Genomic DNA, 22,171 nt, shown 5'->3' with positions numbered 1-22,171 from the left:
GAGCGCCACCAACGAAGTGCTACCAGATACCGTGCGGTTCGCCTTTCAGACTCGTTAAGTTCGTTCAGCCACTGATACATCCACAATGAACCGAGCCGTGAGTCGCGAACCAACGCAGCCACCAGCCGATACCGAACCATGAGCAAGGAGTACATCACGGTTCGGGGTGCAGAGGAACACAACCTCAAGGACCTCGACGTGACGATCCCCCGTGAGGAGTTTACCGTCGTTACCGGCCTCTCGGGCTCGGGCAAGTCCTCGCTGGCGTTCGAGACGATCTACGCCGAAGGCCAGCGCCGCTACATCGAGAGTCTCTCCGCCTACGCCCGCAACTTCCTCGGGCAGATGGACAAACCGCAGGTCGAGACCGTCGAAGGGCTCTCGCCAGCGATCTCGATCGACCAGAAAAACGCCGCGAACAACCCCCGATCGACGGTGGGAACGGTGACGGAACTCCACGACTATCTCCGGCTCCTCTACGCTCGCGTCGGCACTCCCCACTGCCCGGACTGTGGCCGTGAGGTCGGCGAGCAGTCGGCCCAGAACATGGTCGAACGCATCCTCGAGCTCCCCGAGGGAACCAAGGCCAAACTCGCCGCCCCCGTCGTTCGCGACCAGAAGGGGGCGTTCGAGGATCTGTTCGACGAACTGGTCTCGGAGGGGTACGCCCGCGTCGAAGTCGACGGCGAGGAACACGACCTCACGCTCGAGAAACCCGACTTGGACGAGAACTTCGATCACACGATCGACGTCATCGTCGACCGCGTGAAAGTCAGCGTCGAGGACCGCCCGCGGATCATCGACAGCGTCGAGACGGCCCTCGAAGAGGCCGAAGGCGTCTTGAAGGTCATCCTTCCAGATGCCTCCGAAGAGGTCGCCGCAGATCTGGGCGAGGAAGCCCGCCAGACGGGCGCGCTGGGCGACAAAACCAACGACGACGACCGCTTCGTCGTCGAGTTTTCGAAGGATCTGGCGTGTACCCACTGTGGGATCGACGTCCCCGAGATCGAGACGCGCTCGTTTTCGTTTAATTCGCCCCACGGAGCCTGTCCCGAGTGTGAGGGGTTAGGCGAGACTAAAGAGGTCGACGAGGACCTCGTCATCCAGGACGCTTCCAAGCCGCTGAAACACGTCTTCGAACCCTGGAGCTACAACCGGTCGTACTACCAGACCCGGCTGGATTCCGTCGCAGCGCATTTCGACATCCCGCTGTCGACACCCTTCGAGGAGATCGACGCGGACATCCAGCAAGCGTTTCTCTACGGCACGAACGACGAAGTCGTCTTCAAGCGACAGACGAAAAACGGCACCCGGCGAAAACAAAAGCGCTTCGAGGGCGTTATCCCGAACTTAGAGCGGCGGTATCTCGAGACCGACTCCGACTCGACTCGCGAACACATCGAGGACTACATGTCGGTCACGGAGTGTCCGGCCTGTGATGGCACGCGGTTGAAGCCCGCGAGCCGGGCCGTGCTCGTCGACGACACCTCGATCACCGAGATCAACGCGATGAGTATCGGCGACGCCTTAGCGCACTTCGAGTCGATGGAAGCCGACCTCACCGAGCGCGAGAAGGTGATCGCCGAGGAGATATTAAAGGAGATTCGCTCACGACTCAGCTTCATGTGTGAGGTCGGCCTCGAGTATCTCACGCTCGACCGAGAGGCCTCCACCCTGTCGGGCGGCGAGAGTCAGCGCATTCGGCTGGCAACACAGATCGGTTCCGGACTCGTCGGCGTCCTCTACGTGCTCGACGAGCCCTCGATCGGGCTCCACCAGCGAGACAATGACCGGCTGCTTGATACGCTGGCGGAACTGCGTGATTTGGGCAACACCCTGCTCGTCGTCGAACACGACGAGGAGACGATGCGTCGTGCCGACCAAGTCGTCGACATGGGGCCTGGTCCCGGCAAACGCGGCGGCGAGGTCGTCGTCAACGGCTCCGTCGAGGAGCTCAAAGCCTGCGAGGACTCCGTCACCGGCGACTATCTCTCCGGCCGCCGGCAGATCCCCGTCCCCGACGAGCGCCGCGATCCCGACGGGGCGCTGACGATTCGCGGGGCGCGCCAGCACAACCTGGGCGACGTCGACGTCGACATCCCGCTTGGCAACTTCACCGCGATCACGGGCGTCTCGGGCTCCGGAAAATCGACGCTGATGCACGAGGTACTCTACAAAGGCCTCGCCCGCAAAATGAACAACAACACGAGCGTGATTCCGGGCGACCACGACGCCCTCAAGGGACTCGAGGAGATCGAAACCGTCCGCCTGATCGATCAGTCGCCGATCGGCCGCACGCCACGGTCGAACCCGGCGACGTACACGAACGTCTTCGACTACATCCGGGAGCTGTTCGCCTCGACCAAACTCGCGAAACAGCGCGGCTACGAGAAGGGGCGGTTCTCCTTTAACGTCAAAGGGGGCCGCTGTGAGGAGTGTGGCGGGCAGGGAACCGTCAAGATCGAGATGAACTTCCTCTCGGACGTGTACGTCCCCTGTGAGGAGTGTGACGGCGCACGCTACAACGACGCCACACTCGACGTCACCTACAAGGGGAAGACCATCGCGGACGTCCTCGATATGGAAGTCGAAGAGGCCTACGACTTTTTCGAGTCCTCGAGTCAGATCCGTCGCCGACTCCAACTGTTGAAAGACGTCGGGCTGGGCTATATGACGCTTGGACAGCCCTCGACAACCCTCTCCGGCGGTGAGGCCCAGCGGATCAAACTCGCCGAAGAACTCGGGAAGAAAGATTCGGGTGAGACGCTCTACTTACTCGACGAGCCGACGACGGGACTTCACAGCGAGGACGAGCGCAAGCTGATCGACGTCCTCCACCGGTTGACCGACAACGGCAACACCATCGTCGTCATCGAACACGAACTCGATCTCGTGAAAAACGCCGACCACGTCATCGACCTCGGCCCCGAGGGCGGCGAGAACGGCGGCGAAATCGTCGCCACCGGCACACCCGAGGAGATCGCCCGCCTCGAGGACTCCCACACTGGTCGCTATCTGCGTGATCTGTTGCCGAAAGTGGATCTCGAGGGGCCACGCGGCGAGCGCGTCGAACCCGTGACGGCGCCGATGGACGACGATTGATACGGTCTGCTGTACGAGTTACCGCCGATCACCGGCCCGTCTCTGGTGATCGGCGGTAATTGACTACAGCAGTCCGTATGAACAGCGTCCGGCACGGCCGTCGGGTCACTGCTGATCGGCTACAGGCTGCAGTTTCGTTCTCGACTCGTTGATCAGCAGTGGCACGACCACTCCCACTCCGATGAGGATTGCCAACCGAACGACCGGATTCGCCGTGACTCCCAGTGAAACGTACCAAATGAAGATGCCAAGCCCCATGAACATGGTCATGGTTTGTGTGCCTTTTTCATTCATGGATGCTCTCTTACCCTCAATCGCTAATAACGTCGCGGGCTACACTAGATAACCGCCGCTCGAGACTCACCATCTCGAGGCGGATGCTGATCGGCCGTTCGGGTAGCGATCCGAACCGTTAACGGCGGCCGGCGGCGAAACGCGACCCAATGAACAGCCGAAAACGAGTTGTTCGCCACGGACTCGCCGGTGGCGGCTTCGCTACGCTCTTGCTGGCGGCCAGTTTTCTCGTCCTCGGCGAGCCGACGCGTCCAACCACGGTCGCGCTGGTGGCGTGGCTCGTCGCCGTTGGCGGGTCGATGCTCGCCGCCGGCACGCGAGAGCGCGTCTCGATCGGCTCCGTGACCGTCGGCTGGCCCCGCATCGCCGCCGTCGCAATCGCGATGCTCGCCGTCGGCTGGGCCACCGTCAGCGCCGTGGGACTGCTCGAGGGCGACGGCATCACTGGGCTCGGAACGCTCGAGGCCGTCATCACTGCCCTTGTGGTGGGCTACTTCGCGTGGTTCGCTCGCGAGTGCTGGGTCGGCGGCGCGCTGCTCGAGGCAGAAACGTTCGCTGTCGACTGAAGCAGATCCTGTCCCGATGCTGACGGACAGGCGCCCGAACGAGACTGTCATCGGTCTGTGTTCGGCCATACAGCCAAGGCAACTGCGGGCCAATCGGTATCTATGCAAGAGGACACCAGTCACGAGCAGTCCGAGGAGTCGGAGCCGACACGGATCACGGAGGATCCGACAGACTCGTTCGATCTCGAGCACCCGGAACGCGTCGAGGTGGGTGTCACCCGCGGCGAGACTGACCTCGAGTTCGGGCCGCCACGGGACTACCCCGACCGAGCGGACGTCTCAGTTCGACCCGAAGACGACGGAGGCCATCGGCTCGTGATGAGTATCGACGCGATGGCTGGCGATCACGGGACGGGGCACGCAGACGTTACGCTGACGCCGGCAGAAGCACGGGCGCTCCGGGACCACCTCGACGAGACCGTCCGCTGGATGACCGAAGCCGACGAAACAACAGAACTCACTCAGGAAGACGAACGCTAGGCGACGTCTTACTCCGGACTCGGCGTCTCCGCACGCGAGAGGTACGACGTCAGATCGGAGGTTGTGAGCATCCCGATAACGCCCTCGTCCTCGTCGACGACAGGGGTGTGGTGGAAGCCGTGTTCGACCATCACGTCCGCAGCGTCACGGATATCGTCCTGTGCGGAGACCGTGATCACGTCCTGAGTCATGTACGTCGAGACCGGCGTCTGATCTTTGGGCTTGCGTTCGGCGACGATCTGCACGAAGTCCGTCGTCGTCAGAATGCCCGCAAGTTGGTTGTCCTCGTCGACGACCATCACCGAGCCGATGTCCTCCTCGAGCATCAGCTTCCCGGCGTCCTCGACGAGCGTGTCCGGTGAGACCGTATGTACCGACGAAGACATGATTCGCGCAACGAAAATATCGTCCATGAATGGTTGTCTGGCGTATACGTGATAAGGATTGTCAATGCGGCAGGGCGTCGATCAGGCAGCCGCCGCAGGTTTAAATACCAACTCGGCCATACTGAGGGACAGATCAACTGATGGCGTCTCCTCCAGCCCCGCTCGAGGGTACCTGCAAACTCCTTTCCGAACCCGTTCCCAGCGACGCCCTTTTCGAGCGGATCGCGTCCGAATACGCCGCCCTCGCCGACGAGTACGGCCCCCGGAACGTCCTCGTCCTGAAACGACACCCGGCGGGCCTCGAGTCACTGACCGACGCCCTTTCCGGGGTCGACGCGACCAGCGGCACCCCGCGCTCGCCACGTGTCGAGTCGTTGCCCGAACACGCCTCGAAAGTGCTCGAGGAGTACGATCCGACGCTGGATCGCCTCGAGTACGAAGAGCGGATCGAACTCATCTCGCTGGTTATCGACGGCGCCAGCCGCGACGTGCCGGACTACCTCGAGCGCGCGGCGAGCCACGAGAGCTTCGCTCGCGACGTCGGACAACTGTTGCTCGAGGCGACCCGCCAGCGGCTTCGACGCGACGAGTTCGAGGCCGAGCCACACGACTGTCTGGCCTTCCTCTATGCGATGAACGACCGGTTCCACGCCGAACTCGAGGCCCGAGGTTACGTCGAGCGGGCGGACGTGGTCCCGCGGACCGTCGACTTGCTCGAGGCGGACGCCGACGGGCTACAAACCAGAGTAACCGACTCGGTCGATGCCGTTCTCGCCGTCGAGTTCGAAGAGTACCGGCGACTCGACCGGCGCTATCTCGGAGCGCTCACCCACGATGCGGAGCTCGTCTGTCTGGGCGAGCGCCACGCCAGCGTCGAACGCACGCGTGTCGAACCCGGCCGTATCGAGGACCACGTCGGCGACGGCCTCGCGGTGGAGGTGCTCGAGACGGGGCTCGAAGACGGCGAGAACAGCGAGCCGCCACACCGGGCAATAACGCGGTTTCTGGCGACGGGAACATCACCGTCGGCAGCGAGCGCGGATGAAGCCACCGAGCAGGCACCGAGTCGGGCACGCCGAATCCGTGCTCGAACCGCACGTGGACAGGTCAAACGCGTCGCCACCGAGATCCAGGCCCTCCGGGGTCGCCACGACTGGACGTACGACGACGTCGCCGTCGCAGTGCCACGGATCGAACGCGTGCCCGAAACCAGAACCCAGCTTCGCGAGGCCGGGATCCCAACGGCGACGATCGGCACCCCCTCGCTCGCGGAGGACCCCGCCGTCAACGAACTGTACGCGTTCGTGACGCTCCAATGTGCCCTCGAGCGTGGCTCCGGGCGACGCGACCTGTTCGACGCAACCACGTCCGATCGAGACGCGGGCGATCCGCTCGACGTCTCGCTCGCTCGACTGCAGGCTCGCGTCGAAGAGTTCTCGCCCGATCTACTCGAGTCGTGTGCCGGCTCGAGCGTCTCCCGATCGCTCGAGCGGTGGCTCCACCGGACGGATTTGAAAGGACGCATCGCCCGCGACGAGGCGTGGGTCGACGCACGCGAACAGTACGAAGGCATCCGTCGGGTGCTCGAGATCGCCCGATTCGTCGAGGAGACGGATCTCGTCGGCCCGGACTGGCAGGGACTGCGACGGATGCTCCGACGAACCATCCAGTACGACGCCCCCTACGTCCACGCGGTCGACACGCAGCCGCCAACCGGCGGCGTCACGGTCTGTGCCGTCGACGACCTCAAATACGACGCGCGGGAGGCCGTCTTCCTGCTCGATCTGACCGACGACAGCTACCCCGGCGAGCAGTTTCTCACCCAGCTGTTCCCGACGGTGTGGCTACGCGAGATGCCGACGTATCCGGCCGTCACCGATCCCTCATCCGCCGAACTGACGGCGACGTTTTCCACCGTCGCGCCCGAGGGCGTCGGCGACCCCTTCGAAACGTACCACGCCCAGCGCTCTCGGCGACGGCTCGCCCTCGCCTCTCGAGCCGCCCGCACGCAGCTCTACTGCTGTTCGTACGAACGCGGCGCCGGCGGACTGCGCCGAACGTACGACGAGTCGCGCTACCTGCACCTGCTCGACTCGACGCCCGGCCTCGAGCTGACGAGCGTCGACGACGAGCCGACGGCGGCGATCCATGGCGAGACGAACGCCCTCGAGGCGCTGCTCGCCCAGCCCCACGGCGAACTCGAGCGAATCCTCCGGGAAGCGAGTACGGGCGGTGAGGCCGACCTCGGAACGACTGAGGAGCTGTTCGAGGAGATCGCGGTCGTCCTCGAGGCGGGCGACATCGACGACGACCTCGCCGAAGCAGTGCGCTCGCAGTTCGAGTTCGCTGCAGGGGAGGTGATTCGCAATGAGTGAGCCCGCCCGCGACGACGAGGCCGACGCGATGGAACTGACGGTCGACGGCCTCGAGACGTATCTCCACTGTCCGCGCCGGTACGAGTTCGCCCACGACCACGGCCTCGCTGGCAGCGACGACGACACCACAATCGACGACCGCGTTGCTCTCTTGCGGACGGCGATCTGTGACGGGCTTCGACGTGGCGATCCCGACCGTGAGGCCCTCGAAGACGCCATCAAAACGCGACTCGAGGCGCTATGGGACGGCCACGACGAGCCGTTTCACTCGCTGGCCCAGCGACGCCACGAACGACGCGTGCTCGAGGCGACCGCGACAGCGTACGTCGACCGCGTCGGCATCGACCACGCGGCCGGGATCGAACAACTGGCGTCGGAGGCGACCGAGGGAGCCGTGATCGGGCCGGGGCTTTCGCTCTCGAGTACGGTATCGGTTCCAGAAACGGACGAAACGACGGTGTCGATCGACGCGAGCGTCGACTACGTCTACGCCGATGGCTCCGCGATCGTCGGCGTCCAGTTCGTCCCGACGCTCAGATCGCTCGGCCTGCTTCGTTACCGACCGGAGTGGGAGGGGGCCGTCGCCGAGCAGTTTACCGACCACTTCGACCCCGACGCGGACGTCTTCGAGCCGGCGTTCGTCGGCGCACTGTTCGAAACCGCCGTCGTCATCGACGGGCTTCGCAACCACTGTCGGCGGCTGGGCCTCGAGGACCGAACCTGCCGGTACGTCCGGATTCCGCTCGCTGACCGCTCGCAGACGGCAGTCAACTGGGCTCGCAAAACCGTCGAAACGAGCGTCGAGGTCGCAGATCTGACCGACGTCTACATCGACCACCACACGTTTGGCATGACACACGAACACCGCAATCGAACCGTCGACGATCGGCTGGCGACTGTCGCCGGCCGCCTGGCCACAGGCGCGTTCGATCCGACCGACCGCTGGGAGTCAATTTCGAGCCACGCCTGTCCGGACTGTTCGTACACGGTCTGCTGTCAGGAGTACATCGCCCAGGAGGTGCAGTTCGATGGGTGAACGTCGAGCGCAGGCCGTCGACGAGCCGAAAGGGAACCAACAGGCCGTCATCGACAGCCGGGCAGCCTGTACCTCCGTCGACGCCGGCGCGGGAACCGGGAAGACGACGACGATGCTCATGCGGATCGAGCACGCGATCGAACGCGGTGACGTCGATCCCGACGACATTCTGGTGTTGACGTTCGCGAACGAAGCCGCCGGCAGCATCCGTGATGCGGTCGCCGAGCGCCTCGACCCCGAGGCCGCCGCGGCGATCGATGTCTACACCTACCACTCGTTTTGTTACCGGCTGGTCCGGGAGTACGCCTACTACCTCGGCTACTCGCCCGAGTTCGACGTGATCACAGAACGCAAACGCCGGCGGATCGTCGGCCGACTGCTCGCCGAGAACGACTACGACTTCGCGGCCGCGTCAGTGCGTGGCGACGGCACACCCGAGGAGTTCGCCGCCGACGTCGACCGGTTCATCCAGTCGATGAGCCAGGAAGACATCACCCCCGACGAGCTACAGGCACAGCTGCCAGCTGTCCGCACCCTCGAGCTCTGCAACGAGTTCGTCCTCCGGCTCGAGCGCCGAGCAAGCGCCGAACTCTCCTTTGACAACGAGTCGCTTCGATATTTCAACGCGGATCACCACCTCGAGGCGACCACCGAGTCACTGGTCGGCTACGGCAAACTCCTCGAGTTCTGTCGCGAGCAGATCGCCGAAGCACCGGCAGCGTTCCGCGAAGACGACGTCGTTCGCGACGTCGAGCGCTATCTCCGGGTTCTCCAGGGCTGTGTGACGAACACGATCGACGTGCTCTCGCTGGCTGATCCGACGACCAAACAGCTTCCACGAGCCCTGTTCGGCAACGAGATCTGGCGGACAGCGACAAATCGGATCGAACAGAGCCCGTTCGGGCGGCTGAAACACTACATCGAGTTCCTGCGTCTCGCGCGTCACTACACTGACGCGTACGCCGACTATCACGACTACCTCGAGCGCGAGCGGACGCTCGATTTCGACGAACTGGTGCGAACGGCGACGGAACTGCTCGACGATCCCGCGATCGCCGACGAGATCACGAGCCAGTGGACCGACGTCTACTGCGACGAGTTCCAGGATACCGACGAGACGCAGTTCGCGCTCATCACCGAACTGACCGACGGCCCTGACAGGCCCGACTTGCTGGCTATTGGTGACAAAGATCAAGCGATTTACGGCTGGCGAGGCACCGATCGGGAAGGGCTTGACAGGCTCGCCGACGCCTACGACGACCACGAGGCGATCGAACTCGAACTCAACTTCCGCTCGCGACAGGAGATCCTGGATCTGACGAATCACTGTGAGTACGGTCCCCAGTCGACGAAGACACTGCGCGAAGACGGGCGCACACCCGGCGAGTACGGGACTGACGACGAGGACAGCGCTGGAACGGAACGCCAGCCACCGGATCGTGTCGTCAAAATCGAAAGCGACAAAATCGACCGCTCGACGGCCGAACAGGTCGCGACGACCGTCTCGCGGCTGCTCAACGACGACGCAGAGAACGTCCCCCAGCGTACGCTCGAGGACATCGCGGTCATCGTGCGAACGAACCGCCACGCGCAGGCGGTCGCCGACGAACTGCGAGACCGCCAGATCCCCTACGAGATTTCGGGCTCGCCACGCGGCGAGATCCAGCCGGGCATCCGGACGCTGCTGTCGTACCTGCGCGTGCTCGTCGATTCCGATGCCGACGCCCATCTCCGCCGTGTGCTGTTTTACCGGTATCGACTCGGCGAAACCGATCTCGCGACGCTCCAGCGACAGGAGGGGACGCTGTACGATGCCGTGATGAGGATCGATTCAACGATCCTCGAGTCCCCCGACCGGCTCGAGCGAGCGCGCGACCACCTCGAGACACTCGAAACGCTCCGTGACGTCTACCCACTCTCCGGCTTTTTCAGCCGCTTCCGTGAGCTGACGCGACTCGAGTGGTTCCTGACGAGCGAGGAGCGTGAGGAACTCGAGCGCGTCGAGCGCTTCGTCGAGGCGTATACCGCCGACTCGGTGATCGAGACGCTGACGCCACGGTTTGTCGACGCACTGGAGGGAACGCTCGAGGGCACCGGCACCGATCGGACGCGGGGCACGCAGTCGACCGATTCGGTCGACGTGATGACGGTCCACCAGGCCAAAGGCCTCGAGTTTGATACCGTCCTCGTCCCCTACCTCTCCGACGAGGAGTGGTGTGTCGAGCGCGATTACGCCGAGCGAGCCCAGTACCGCCTGCTCGCGGCAGCACTCGACGACGGGATCGACTCGCCGCTGTGTGCCGACCTCGCGACCGAGACGGTCGGCGAGGAGTGGCGCGTGTTACACGTCGCGCTCACCCGCGCCGAGAACCACCTGTTCGTCTTCGGTTCCGAGTACGACTACGACGGCGAGGAGGACGAACTCGCAGCGTCGACCGCCGATGCGTGTCTGGCAAGCGAGATCGAGTGGTCCGTGACGGGCCAGCGGATGAACCTCTGGGCGTCGCTGCGGGCGAGTTTCGATCGCGTACAGGACACCTATCCAGAAACTGTCGTCGACCGAACCGACGAGATTGCGCTGTCGGCCACCCGTAGTCCGGGAACCATCACCTACTACGCCGGCTACGACGACCGCCCGCACGAACCCCTCGAGACGCGCGAGGCGATTCGGACGGTCCACAAACTCGGCCGGTTGCTTCGCAAGGGGGTGTTGCTACCAGCAGCCGACGCGGCGAGTTTCGGGGGACTCGAGCACGAACTCGAGGGAGTGACGCGATCGGTGCCGGGCGGTCGCCGGGCGTCCGCGCTGACGACTGAGACAGTTCGGTTCCCCGTCGAAACGCTCTCGAACGCGACCGAGCTGCCGGTCGCGATGCGCCACAGCTACACGGCGATGGAAACGTACGACACCTGCCCGCGAAAGCACTACCTTGACCATGTCGTGCGGGCGACCGACGATCCGCGAGGGTCGATGCCTGGTGTCGGACCGACTGACGGGACGCACTCGCGGCTCGTCGGCACGCTCTTTCACGACATCGCCGAGGAAGCGTTCTACCGGGAGTACCGAACCCGCGAGGAGTGGCAGACGGCCGCCATCCGACAGCTGACCGCGCGTGATCTGCTCGAGCACCGCGAGGCCGTGGTCGCCTGCATCAGGCGCTACTTCGAGGCGAGTGCGCCCGCGTTCGACGACCCGGTCGCTGACTGGGAGCCAGTCGCCGCGGAACTGCCGTTCATGCTCGAGGCAATCGACGGCGTCACCGGCAGCCTCGTGGGCTACATCGACTCGATCCGGCGGACACCCGACGGCGACCTCGCCGTCCTCGATTACAAGGCGACGGCCGAGCGGATCGACCCCACCGACGCCACCCAGCTAGCGCTGTACGCCCGCGCCTGCGAGCAACGCTTCGACGAACCACTCTCGGTCGTCGGCTACGTCTACGTCGGCGACGTCGACGGACCGCGCGTCGATCTCATCGACCCCGACGATCTCCCGTCGTGGTCGGTCGTCCGCGAGACGCTTATGTCAGTCGACGACCCCTCGCTCGAGGAGACGACGCCGGGCGAACACTGTCAGTACTGCCCGCATCAGTCGCTTGGCTGTGCGCCTGAGGAATACACCGAACTGCCCATCTCGAGCGACGACTGACCGCACTCGAGAGCGAACACCCTTATCCCACCGCAGGCGAACGCTGGGATATGCGCGAGACGACGCTGTGTTTTCCGATGCGGGAAGGAAGTGAGGGTGAGACGGCGGTGCTCTTGATCGAGAAGCGACGCGGCCTCGGCGAAGGGTGGTACAACGGCCCCGGTGGGAAACTCGAGGCCGACGAAACCCCACGCGAGTGTGCCGTCCGCGAGACGCGCGAGGAGGTCGGCCTCGAGGTCGAACCCGGTGCACTCGAGAAGGCGGGCGAACTCACTTTTCTGCTCGACGGCGAGGGACACACGTTCTGTCACGTCTACCGCACGCGGTCGTTCGCGGGCGAGCCGACCGCCTCGGACGAAGCGTATCCGGAGTGGGTCGCGATCGACGACGTCCCCTACGACCAGATGTGGGACGACGACCACCTCTGGCTGCCGGGCGTCCTCGAGGGTGAGACCGTCGCTGGCGAGTTTCGATTCGAGGGCGGGCGACCGCTAGACGAGGCTGAATTTGTCGAGCACGACCTCGAGTGGGAGGTCTCGTTTGCGGCCGATCGTGAGTAGAAGGTGGGGCTTCGGTGGACGTTCTCGAGGAAGGAGAGCAAGCTTCAACGGTCAGCACAGTCGAAGGCGTTACCGGAGCAGCCACCCACCTCTCGGATAGGCATCAGAATCGCACTGCTGAATATAGAGGATCCATACAGCACTCTATCAGTAGTAGTTTCACTCATTGATTAGAACCAAAGGCCTTCCTCACAAGAGCTATGCAATTTTAAACAAAATCAGAGTTATGTATCGTCGTCGATTCCTTGGAATGACTGCCTGCGTAACCGGAGTTGCCGGTTGTATTGGAGAATCTGACAAGGATTTATATTTTCATGAAGGGGACCCGTTTATCCGATTTGAGGGCATGGGTGATTTTTCAGGAGCCGTCCGTATTGTCCCGTCTTGTCGTGACGAGACTGTTGAAATATCAATCACTGATGGCCAGCCAAACGGATCAATCCCATACACCAGAGAAGAGCTGGGTGAAGAGTGCTCATTTGAGATATTCGTTGATGGGGAACACGCAAATACAGCGAATGTTAGCGGCACTCAGCAGGCAGAAATTAACATGGACGAATCTGGTGAGATTTTTATAACTGACATACAGATTTAGAACAGCAACATACAGAATTTTGACTATGTTGACTAAGATCCTATTAATTTGGCAGCTTCTTTGCGATATGCGCGCTGTATTCACCTATGGAAATTCTGCTGACTGACCAAACCACGCTTGCTAAGATAAATATAAGATACTGTCATTCGTCAACACTAACTAATGATAGATATGGTTGAAATGATGAGTGATATAGTTAACGCCCTCACCTATATCGGAGCCGTTGGTGGCCTCATGTATATTGCTGACCGGATGGGGGTTTCGCTCCGCATTTCGGATGAAAAGTAGGTCAGTAGAGCAGACAGCGGTCGAAGCGGTGGTCGAAAACCGGAACGTGAAAACGCTCCTCAAGCGATAAGTTAGGGTTTCAACACGACTTTGCCGGAGCTCTTGCGATCCTCGATATACTGGTGGGCTTCGGCTGCGTCCTCGAGTGCGAACGACTCGCCGACGATAACCTCGAGGTCGCCGGTCGTCAGGCTCTCGGTGAGTTCAGGGACGGCTTTCATGATCCGACTCGGGTCGTGGGTGGCGGCCTGACCGAGGTGGAAGCCTGAAACGGACTTGTTCTCGAACAGCAGGCGGCGGTTTTCGGCTGCGGCTGGAACGCCGCTGGCGACGCCGTAGGTGACCATGCGGCCGAAGTGGGCCATCGCGTCGAGACTGCGTTCGAAGACGTCGTCGCCGACGCTCTCCAAGACGAGGTCGACGCCCTCGCCGTCGGTTTCGTCGTCGACGACCTCGCGGAAGTCGGTCTCGGTGTAGTTGATCGGATGGTCGCAGCCCAACTCGGCGGCGAGATCGAGTTTCTCCTGTGTGCTCGCGGTACCGAATACCTCCGCGCCGTGGTTCGAAGCGAGTTGGACCGCGGCCGTGCCGACCCCGCCCGCAGCGGCCTGGATCAGGACCGACTCGTCTTCCTCGAGGCCGCCCCACTCGAACAGACAGCTGTGGGCGGTGAGAAACTGGACGGGGAAGCCGGCGGCTTCCTCGAAGCCCATCCCCTCGGGAATCGGGAAGAGCATCTGTGCGTTCGCGGTCGCGTACTCGGCGTAGCCGCCGCCGTTGAGCATCGCGACGACGCGATCGCCCTCGTCCAGGCCGACGCCCTCCCCGGTCGCGTCGATCGTGCCCGCAGCCTCCATGCCGGGATGATACGGTGCGTCGGGACCGCCGGGGTAGACGCCACGGCGTTGCATGATGTCCGCGAAGTTGATCCCCGCTGCCTCGACCTCGAGGCGGACCTCTCCCGGACCTGGCTCCGACAGGTCGGCGTCGACGAGCTCGAGTTGGTCGCTGTCGCCGTAGTCGGCTACCTGAATCGCTTTCATGTCCAGTTCTGTGTCACACACCTGCATAAAGCTCCGAGAACCGGAATGAACTGACCGGCCGTTCTCGCCCCGTTTTCAGGGTGGATCTGCCTTCGCATGGTTTAAGCCCGCGCTGACTGCATATCGACACAATGAGCGACGAGAGTCAAGAACTCGGTATCACCGAGTCGAAATCGCACAAGCCCGGCGACTGGTACGCCGAGGTCGTCCAGAAGGCAGGTCTCGCGGATTACGCCCCGATGGGCGGCTTTATCGTCACGAAGCCGCGTGGCTACGCGCTGTGGGAGGGCATTCAGGACGCCCTCGACAGCGAGTTCAAAGCGACTGGCGTCGACAACGTCTACTTCCCGATGTTCATCCCCGAGAGCTTCTTAGAGCGCGAGAAGGACATCGTCGAAGGCTTCGACCCCGAGGTCGCGTGGGTGACCCACGGCGGCCACGACGAACTCGAGGAGCGACTTGCCGTTCGACCGACCAGCGAGTCGATCATCGCGCCCTTCATGGCCGACTGGACCCGCAGCCACCGCGACCTGCCGCTGCGGCTCAACCAGTGGTGTTCGGTCGTTCGCTGGGAGGCGACGGAGACGAAGCCGTTCTTCCGGACGAAGGAGTTCATGTGGCAGGAAGGCCACACGGCCCACGCCTCGAACGAGGGTGCCTGGGATGAGGTCTGGACTCGACTCGGTCAGTACGAGAACCTCTACGAGGACGTGCTGGCGATCCCGGTCCTGCGCGGCAAGAAGCCAGAACATGATAAGTTCCCCGGCGCCGACACGACGACGACGGTCGAAGCGCTGATGCCCGACGGCAAGTCCGTTCAGGGGGCGACGAGTCACAATCTCGGCCAGAGCTTCGCCGAGGCGTTCGACATCACGTTCGCCGACGAAGACGAGGAAGAGCGGACGGCCTACACCACCTCGTGGGGCCTCTCCTGGCGAGCGATCGGCGCGCTGATCATGACTCACTCCGACGATCAGGGGCTCGTGCTCCCGCCGACGATCGCGCCGACGCAAGTCGTCATCGTCCCCATCTGGCAGGACGATACCAAAGACGACGTCCTCGAGTACTCCCAGAACATCGCCGACGACCTCGAGGCGGCCGGATTCCGCGTCGAACTCGACGACCGCGACGAGCGCAATCCCGGATTCAAGTTTAACGAACACGAGCTAAACGGCGTGCCGCTTCGCCTCGAGATCGGTCCCTACGAGGTCGAAGACGAGGAGGTCACGCTGGTTCATCGCCCCGACAACGAGGAGGCCGTCGAGGACCGCGCCGAGATCGTCGAGAGCGTCGACGACCACCTCGAAACCGTCTACGCCAAGCTGTACGCCACCGCCGAGGAGAACCTAGAGGAGAACGTCCGGACGGCCGACAGCCCCGAGGAGATCATGGGGACGATTGGCAAACACGGCGGCTACGTGAAGGTGCCGTGGTGTGGTGACGAAGCGTGTGAGGAGGCGATCAAGGAGAAAGTCGCCGCCGAGATCGTCATGCAACCCCTCGAAGAAGAGGGCGGCCAGACAGCGGCCAAGCCGAAAGCCCCCGAGGACGACGACGCGACGTGTGCGGTCTGTGGCGAATCGGCGGAGGAAATCGCCTACTTCGCGAAGTCGTACTGAGACCGACATCCGGAGATCGAAGGGGAGATTCGCCGGTCTGTTTGACGGAGTGTACACATATACGTTATTTGACAGATAGACAGTTATCTAACAGGATAGAGAAACCAACAGCGCCGTCGTGGTCGAAATCGAGAGACCGAACGACTCCGGAAGCACTCACAGCAGATCCGCCCCTGAGGAGTTCATGATAGTTAGTTACAGACAAACCTAATTCTTTAACCGCATACTGCTTATGGATAGCAAGATAATGAGTTTGCGTGGTGTTCACTCTGGTGGGTGAGCACTACGTGCCTCTGACACTTCTGCCCTCTCCGGGCAGTTATCTCTACTCGACGACACAGTGACACCGTCGGACACAGCTGTGAGCTGACAGTATTACAAACGGCCAGAGCACAGCACGGGCGTGCGATATATTATTAACTTTTATGTTAGACAATACACCTTATACCTGATTATATGTGTCTATAATACACTTAGTCATTATGGATCAGCCTCTTATAGGTGTTTTCGCTATCTGTAGGTATGTCACAGCCACACATGTCTGCTGAGCATTCGCGGGGGCTTGCAGACCCCACCGACGAGCGGTCGAACTGCGGTGTCGGCGTTGTCATGGATCTTGATGGAAACCGAGGACACGACATCGTCGCCGACGGACTCGAGCTTCTCGTCAATCTCGAGCATCGCGGGACGACTGGCGCGGAGAAAAACACCGGTGACGGGGCAGGGATCATGCTCCAGATGCCCGATTCGTTCTTCGAAGGCGTTCTCGAGGCCGATCTTCCGGACACCTATGCCGTCGGTTCGATCTTTTTCCCACAGGACGAGGCGGCACGCGAGGAACTGATCTCGATCATCGAGGATTCGCTCGAGACCTACAACCTCGAGGCCCTCGAGTGGCGCGACGTGCCGACGAACAACGCGGACCTCGGCCAGACGGCCGTCGACGCCGAACCGGACGTCTGGCAAGTCGTCGTCACGCCGACTGACGACAGCACTGGCGACGCGTTCGACCGGCGGCTCTACGTCGCTCGCCGAGCACTCGAAAACGAGGTTGAGGCCGCCGATATCGACGGCGCAGAGCGATTCTACGTCTGCTCGCTCGATTCGGAGACGCTCGTCTACAAGGGTCTACTCAAAGGCGAGCAGGTCGCCTCTTACTACCCTGATCTCACTGACTCCCGGATGGAGTCGACGTTCGCGATGGTCCACGAGCGGTTCTCGACGAACACACTCGGCGCGTGGCATCTCGCTCACCCATACCGGAACATCATCCACAACGGCGAGTTCAACACCATTCAGGGCAACATCAACTGGATGCGCGCCCGCGAGACCGACCTCGAGAGCGACGTGTTGGAGGATCTCGAGGCGGTCAAGCCGATCATCGACGATCCTGACCAGTCGGACACCGCAAGCGTCGACAACGCACTCGAACTGCTGTTGCAGAACGGCCGGGACCTCGAGCACGCCCTGCGGATGCTCGTCCCCGAAGCCTGGCGCGGCGACGACGCGATGGACCAGGACCGCAAGGACTGGTACGACTTCCACGCCTCGCTGGTCGAGCCGTGGGACGGCCCCGCACTCGTCGCGGCGACCGACGGCGAACGCGTCGGTGCCGTCCTCGATCGGAACGGCCTCCGACCGTGTCGGTACGACGTGACGACGGACAACCGTCTGATCATGGCCAGCGAGGCCGGCGCACTCGAGACCGACCCCGCGGAGATCGAAGAACGCGGCCGACTCAAGCCCGGACAGCTGTTCCTCGCCGATCCGAACGAGGGACGCGTCATCCCCGACGACGAGGTCTTCGAGGACCTCACTGACGACCGGTACGGCGAGTGGGTCGAGCAAGAACAGGTCCGACTCGGCGACATCCGGACGAGCGACGACAGTTCTCCCCGCCAGTCGGTCTCGAGCCTGCGTACCCATCAGGCTGCCTTTGGCTACACCCACGACGAACTCGACAACATGATCGAGCCGATGGCGGAAAAGGGGAAAGACCCCGTCGGCTCGATGGGCGACGACACGCCGCTGTCGGTGCTCACCGAGTTCAACCGGCCGCTGTTTTCCTACTTCAAACAGCTGTTCGCCCAGGTCACCAACCCGCCACTGGACTACATCCGCGAGGAGCTGGTGACGTCGATGGAGAGCCGACTCGGCTACCAGCGCAATCTCCTCACCGAGTCGCCCGAACACGCTCGACAACTCGTCCTCGAGTCGCCGATTCTCACCGACGGCGACCTCGAGTCGATCCGTGACTGTTCGACAAACGGTATCACGGCGGCGACGATCGATATTACCTACCAGCCCGCGAGCGAGGAGTTGGGAACTGGCCTCGAGACGGCGATCGAACGCGTCCGCGAGGACGCCGTCGACGCAATCGAAGCGGGCCACGACGTGCTGATCCTCTCCGACCGAGGCGTCGACGAGAACCGAGCCGCGATCCCGAGCCTGCTCGCGACCGGCGGCGTCCACCACCATCTCGTGCGAAACGGCCTGCGCAACCACGTCGGCCTCGTCGTCGAGTCCGCTGACCCCCGAACCGTCCACCACATGGCGACGCTCGTCGGCTACGGTGCCGGCGCGATCAACCCGTACCTCGCCTACCAGACGATCGCGGACATCACGGCTGGCTCCGACGGCGCAGATACGGCGACCGCAATCGACGCCTACGTCGGCGCACTCGAGGACGGCTTGCTGAAGATCATGGCAAAGATGGGGATCTCGACGGTCGAGAGCTACCAAGGAGCCCAGATCTTCGAGGCCGTCGGCCTCGATTCGGAGCTCGTCGCCGAGTACTTCGACGGCACCGAGAACCGCACCGAAGGGATCGGTCTCGCCGAACTCGAAGCGGACGTCCGCGAGCGTCACGGCTCGGCCTTCGAAGACGCCGACAGCGACCTCGACCGCCATGGCGAGTTCGAACACCGCTCGAGCGGGATCCACCACCAGTGGAATCCGGATACGGTCGGCACGCTCCAGCAGGCCGTCCGCTCGAACGACTACGAACGCTACGGGGAGTTCGCAGAGCTGATCAACGACCAACAACAGAACCTCCAGACCCTGCGTGGACTCCTCGAGTTCGACTCCGATCGCGACCCGGTGCCGATCGAGGACGTCGAGCCGATCAAAGGCATCGTCCAGCGCTTCTCGACGGCCGCGATGAGTCTGGGCTCGCTCTCGCCGGAAGCTCACGAGAACAACTCGATCGCAATGAACCGCATCGGCGGCAAGTCGAACTCGGGCGAAGGTGGCGAGCCGCCGGAGCGATTTGGCACCGAGAAGGAGTGTAACGTCAAGCAGGTGGCTTCGGGCCGCTTCGGCGTCACCTCGACGTATCTCTCGAGTGCCGACGAGCTACAGATCAAGATGGCACAGGGCTCGAAGCCCGGCGAAGGGGGCCATCTCCCCGGACAGAAGGTCAACGAGATGATTGCCCACGTCCGTAAGTCGACGCCAGGGGTCGGCCTCATCTCGCCGCCGCCACTGCACGACATCTACTCGATCGAGGACCTGAAACAGCTGATCTTCGACCTCAAAGCGGCAAACGAGGAGGCAGACATCAACGTCAAGCTCGTCTCCGAGGCTGGCATCGGCACGGTCGCAGCGGGTGTCGCGAAGGCAAACGCCGACGTGGTCCACATCTCGGGCCACTCTGGTGGGACGGGTGCCTCGCCACGAACGTCGATCAAAAACGCCGGCCTCCCCTGGGAACTCGGCCTCGCCGAAGCGAACCAGATGCTCTGTGCGACCGGGCTGCGCGACCGCATCCGCGTCTCCGCTGACGGCGGACTGAAGACCGGCCGCGACGTCGCCGTCGCCGCCTTGCTCGGTGCTGAGGAGTACGTCTTCGGCACCGCCAGCCTCGTCACCTCGGGCTGCGTGATGGCCCGGCAGTGTCACAACAACACCTGCCCAGTCGGGGTTGCTACCCAGCGTGAGGATCTGCGCAAGCGCTTCCCTGGCGAGCCGGAACACGTCATCAACTACATGACGTTCATCGCCCAGGAATTGCGCGAGCTCATGGCCGAACTCGGCTTCGAGACGATCGACGAGATGATCGGCCAGGTCGACGTGCTCACCCAGCGCGAGGACATCGACCATCCGAAAGCCCGCCGCGTCGACCTCTCGGGGGTGCTGGCCGAACCCGAGGGCGACGTTCGGCGCAAGATCCGCGAGCAGGACCACGAACTCGAGGCCCAACTCGATCGTGATCTCATCGAGGCCGCCGCCAACGCGATCGAAAGCGAGGAGCCGGTCATGCTCTCGGCCGACGTGACGAACGTCGACCGAACCGTCGGCGCGATGCTCTCGAATCGCATCACCAGCCGCTACGGCGAACCCGGCCTCCCCGAAGATACGATTTCGGTCGACCTCGAGGGGACGGCCGGCCAGAGTTTCGGAGCGTTTCTCGCAAGCGGCGTCTCGATGCATCTCGACGGCAGCGCCAACGACTACGTCGGCAAGGGGCTCTCGGGTGGAAAGCTCACCGTTCGAACGCCCGAGACGGCGACCTACGATCCGACCGAAAACATCGCGATCGGCAACGTTGCGCTCTACGGTGCAACTGACGGACAGCTGTACGTCAACGGCGTCGCTGGCGAGCGATTTGCCGTCCGGAACTCCGGAGCCAAGGCCGTCGTCGAAGGCGTTGGCGACCACGGCTGTGAGTACATGACCGGTGGTGTCGTCGCCGTGCTCGGCGAGACCGGCACCAACTTCGCGGCTGGCATGTCCGGCGGCGTCGCCTACGTCTACGACCCCGACGACGAGTTCGCCGACCGCGCGAACACCGGGATGGTCTCGCTGTACGACGAACTCGAGGACCAGGACGAACAGATGCTGCGACGACTCGTCGAGAACCACGTCGCCTACACCGGCTCCGAGCGGGGCGAACACCTGCTCGAAAACTGGGAGCGCGAACTCGAGTGCTTCGTCAAAATTATGCCCGACGCCTACCACGAGGCGATCACTGAGCAGGGGAGCGACGACGTCCGCACCGAACTGCCCGGCGTGCCCGAGACCGAACTCGAGGCCGAGTCGGCCAGTTTCGCCACGAGCGACGACTGAGACGGCCGGCTGTGGTAGCCGAGTGGATCGAGCAACCGCCATCGGTTCCGGTCGCGTCTCTTGTAGGTAGCTCTATTACCACAGTGGATACACAGGTAGCAAACGGGCTAATTAGACTTGTCTAAACTATGGTGCTAGCGAGATTTCAGCACGGATCACGTAACAGGCCGTCAAGAAGCACGGTAGTGATAGCGAAACAGCGGATTGTTACTGGGCTATAGGAGCGGGTTACGGACGGAAGTTACGAGACAGACCACCTGTCGAAACACCGTGTCGTACCCACATACCGGCTTCCGCTGTGTACCGGGCCTGTGTCACCTGGCACGATCACGCCCGGTAATGGTAAATCGAAGCGGTGTCAGTTCATCTGTCGTTGTCTCATCACCTCCATTGACAGTTCTGTCTTTTCTTCCATCTAACTTAATATTTAGTGATGGCTAAACCTCTGCCGTTTTTCCGCAGCCGTGTCGATTACCGAGCTGTCGACTGTGACGGCTCCGCTACTCCCTGCCGAGCGTATGGAACTCGTCGTTCGGTCGCATCCCGGCGAACATCGCGAGCCGATTGCTCAGGTTGTAGAACGCCGTGACGGCCGCGATATCCCAGATCGCCTCCTCGCTGAAACCGGCCTCGCGCAGCGCCTCGAGGTCGTCCGGTTCGACCTCGGTCGGGTGCTCGGTCAGTGTCACGGCGACGTCGAGCATCGTTCGGTGGGCGTCGTTGATATCCGCCGTCCGGTAGTTGGCGACGAGTTGGTCGGCCAGTGTGGGATCGTCGGCGTAGATCCGGACGAGCGCCCCGTGGGCCACATTACAGTAGTAGCAGTGGTTGACACCCGAAACCGCGACGACGATCATCTCGATCTCCTCGCGTTCGAGGGCAGCGTCCTCGACGAGGGCGTCGTGATACTGGAAAAAGGCGCGGAAGTGGGAGGGCTTGTACGCCATCGCCGAGAACACGTTCGGCGTGAAGCCGGCGCGGTCGGTTTCTGCGGCGATTCGTTCCTGTAGATCGTCGGGAAGTTCGTCGAACGTCGGAACGGGGAACTGGGCCATCGCGTCGTCGTTGAGCAGTGGATCGGTGTCGGAATCTGACTTACTCATAGCTACTG

General features: G+C 62.8%; 14 protein-coding genes. 10 read left to right on the top strand and 4 right to left on the bottom strand.

Features of this window, described 5'->3' with window-relative positions:
• Positions 1-138: 138 nt before the first annotated feature.
• Positions 139-3,102: an excinuclease ABC subunit UvrA gene (uvrA, locus tag DV706_RS09250; protein ID WP_006064903.1), complete on the top strand. Its 2,964-nt coding sequence runs from the start codon at positions 139-141 to the stop codon at positions 3,100-3,102.
• 105 nt (positions 3,103-3,207) lie between these two features.
• On the opposite strand, the gene DV706_RS09245 is transcribed toward uvrA, so the two are convergent.
• A complete protein-coding gene (locus DV706_RS09245; protein WP_006064904.1) occupies positions 3,208-3,396 on the bottom strand; it encodes a hypothetical protein in 189 nt (62 codons plus the stop codon).
• 149 nt (positions 3,397-3,545) lie between these two features.
• Between DV706_RS09245 and DV706_RS09240 the strand changes: the two genes are divergently transcribed.
• Both DV706_RS09240 and DV706_RS09235 read left to right on the top strand, forming a co-directional pair.
• On the top strand, positions 3,546-3,962 hold the full coding sequence (locus DV706_RS09240; protein WP_006064905.1) for a hypothetical protein: 417 nt from the start codon (positions 3,546-3,548) through the stop codon (positions 3,960-3,962).
• Positions 3,963-4,064: 102 nt separating this feature from the next.
• On the top strand, positions 4,065-4,442 hold the full coding sequence (locus tag DV706_RS09235; protein WP_006064906.1) for a hypothetical protein: 378 nt from the start codon (positions 4,065-4,067) through the stop codon (positions 4,440-4,442).
• A gap of 8 nt (positions 4,443-4,450) precedes the next feature.
• On the opposite strand, the gene DV706_RS09230 is transcribed toward DV706_RS09235, so the two are convergent.
• Positions 4,451-4,855 carry a CBS domain-containing protein gene (locus DV706_RS09230; RefSeq protein ID WP_006064907.1) on the bottom strand — a complete coding sequence of 135 codons (405 nt, stop codon included), beginning with the start codon at positions 4,853-4,855 and terminating at the stop codon, positions 4,451-4,453.
• 113 nt (positions 4,856-4,968) lie between these two features.
• Between DV706_RS09230 and DV706_RS09225 the strand changes: the two genes are divergently transcribed.
• The 5 genes from DV706_RS09225 to DV706_RS09205 all read left to right on the top strand — a co-directional run bounded on the left by DV706_RS09225 (position 4,969) and on the right by DV706_RS09205 (position 13,043).
• Positions 4,969-7,203: a hypothetical protein gene (locus tag DV706_RS09225; protein ID WP_136350850.1), complete on the top strand. Its 2,235-nt coding sequence runs from the start codon at positions 4,969-4,971 to the stop codon at positions 7,201-7,203.
• Positions 7,196-8,239 carry a PD-(D/E)XK nuclease family protein gene (locus tag DV706_RS09220; RefSeq protein WP_006064911.1) on the top strand — a complete coding sequence of 348 codons (1,044 nt, stop codon included), beginning with the start codon at positions 7,196-7,198 and terminating at the stop codon, positions 8,237-8,239. The genes DV706_RS09225 and DV706_RS09220 overlap by 8 nt, the downstream gene beginning before the upstream one ends.
• Positions 8,232-11,888 carry a UvrD-helicase domain-containing protein gene (locus DV706_RS09215; protein ID WP_006064912.1) on the top strand — a complete coding sequence of 1,219 codons (3,657 nt, stop codon included), beginning with the start codon at positions 8,232-8,234 and terminating at the stop codon, positions 11,886-11,888. Before DV706_RS09220 ends, DV706_RS09215 begins: the two co-directional genes overlap by 8 nt.
• Before the next feature lie 50 nt (positions 11,889-11,938).
• Entirely contained in the window at positions 11,939-12,448 is a 510-nt protein-coding gene (locus tag DV706_RS09210) for an 8-oxo-dGTP diphosphatase (RefSeq protein WP_006064913.1), read from the top strand.
• Positions 12,449-12,698: 250 nt separating this feature from the next.
• Complete coding sequence (locus tag DV706_RS09205; RefSeq protein WP_006064914.1) at positions 12,699-13,043, top strand: hypothetical protein; 345 nt, start codon at positions 12,699-12,701, stop codon at positions 13,041-13,043.
• A 359-nt stretch (positions 13,044-13,402) separates the two neighbouring features.
• On the opposite strand, the gene DV706_RS09200 is transcribed toward DV706_RS09205, so the two are convergent.
• The gene (locus DV706_RS09200) at positions 13,403-14,374 is read right to left on the bottom strand and encodes a quinone oxidoreductase family protein (RefSeq protein ID WP_049889662.1); all 972 of its coding nucleotides are present in this window, start codon (positions 14,372-14,374) and stop codon (positions 13,403-13,405) included.
• A gap of 131 nt (positions 14,375-14,505) precedes the next feature.
• On the opposite strand from DV706_RS09200, the gene proS reads away from it, so the two are divergent.
• Both proS and gltB read left to right on the top strand, forming a co-directional pair.
• Positions 14,506-15,993 (top strand): proline--tRNA ligase, encoded by a 1,488-nt coding sequence (gene proS / locus DV706_RS09195; protein WP_006064916.1) that lies wholly within the window; start codon positions 14,506-14,508, stop codon positions 15,991-15,993.
• 522 nt (positions 15,994-16,515) lie between these two features.
• A complete protein-coding gene (gltB, locus tag DV706_RS09190; protein WP_136350849.1) occupies positions 16,516-21,060 on the top strand; it encodes a glutamate synthase large subunit in 4,545 nt (1,514 codons plus the stop codon).
• A 500-nt stretch (positions 21,061-21,560) separates the two neighbouring features.
• On the opposite strand, the gene DV706_RS09185 is transcribed toward gltB, so the two are convergent.
• A complete protein-coding gene (locus DV706_RS09185) occupies positions 21,561-22,163 on the bottom strand; it encodes a peroxidase-related enzyme (RefSeq protein WP_006064917.1) in 603 nt (200 codons plus the stop codon).
• Positions 22,164-22,171: the final 8 nt, after the last annotated feature.

It is taken from the genome of Natronorubrum bangense, assembly GCF_004799645.1.
GTDB classification, from domain to species: Archaea; Halobacteriota; Halobacteria; order Halobacteriales; family Natrialbaceae; genus Natronorubrum; species Natronorubrum bangense.
The sequence above is the reverse complement of the archived record's forward strand: the minus strand, read 5'-3'. Positions and strand labels throughout refer to the sequence as shown.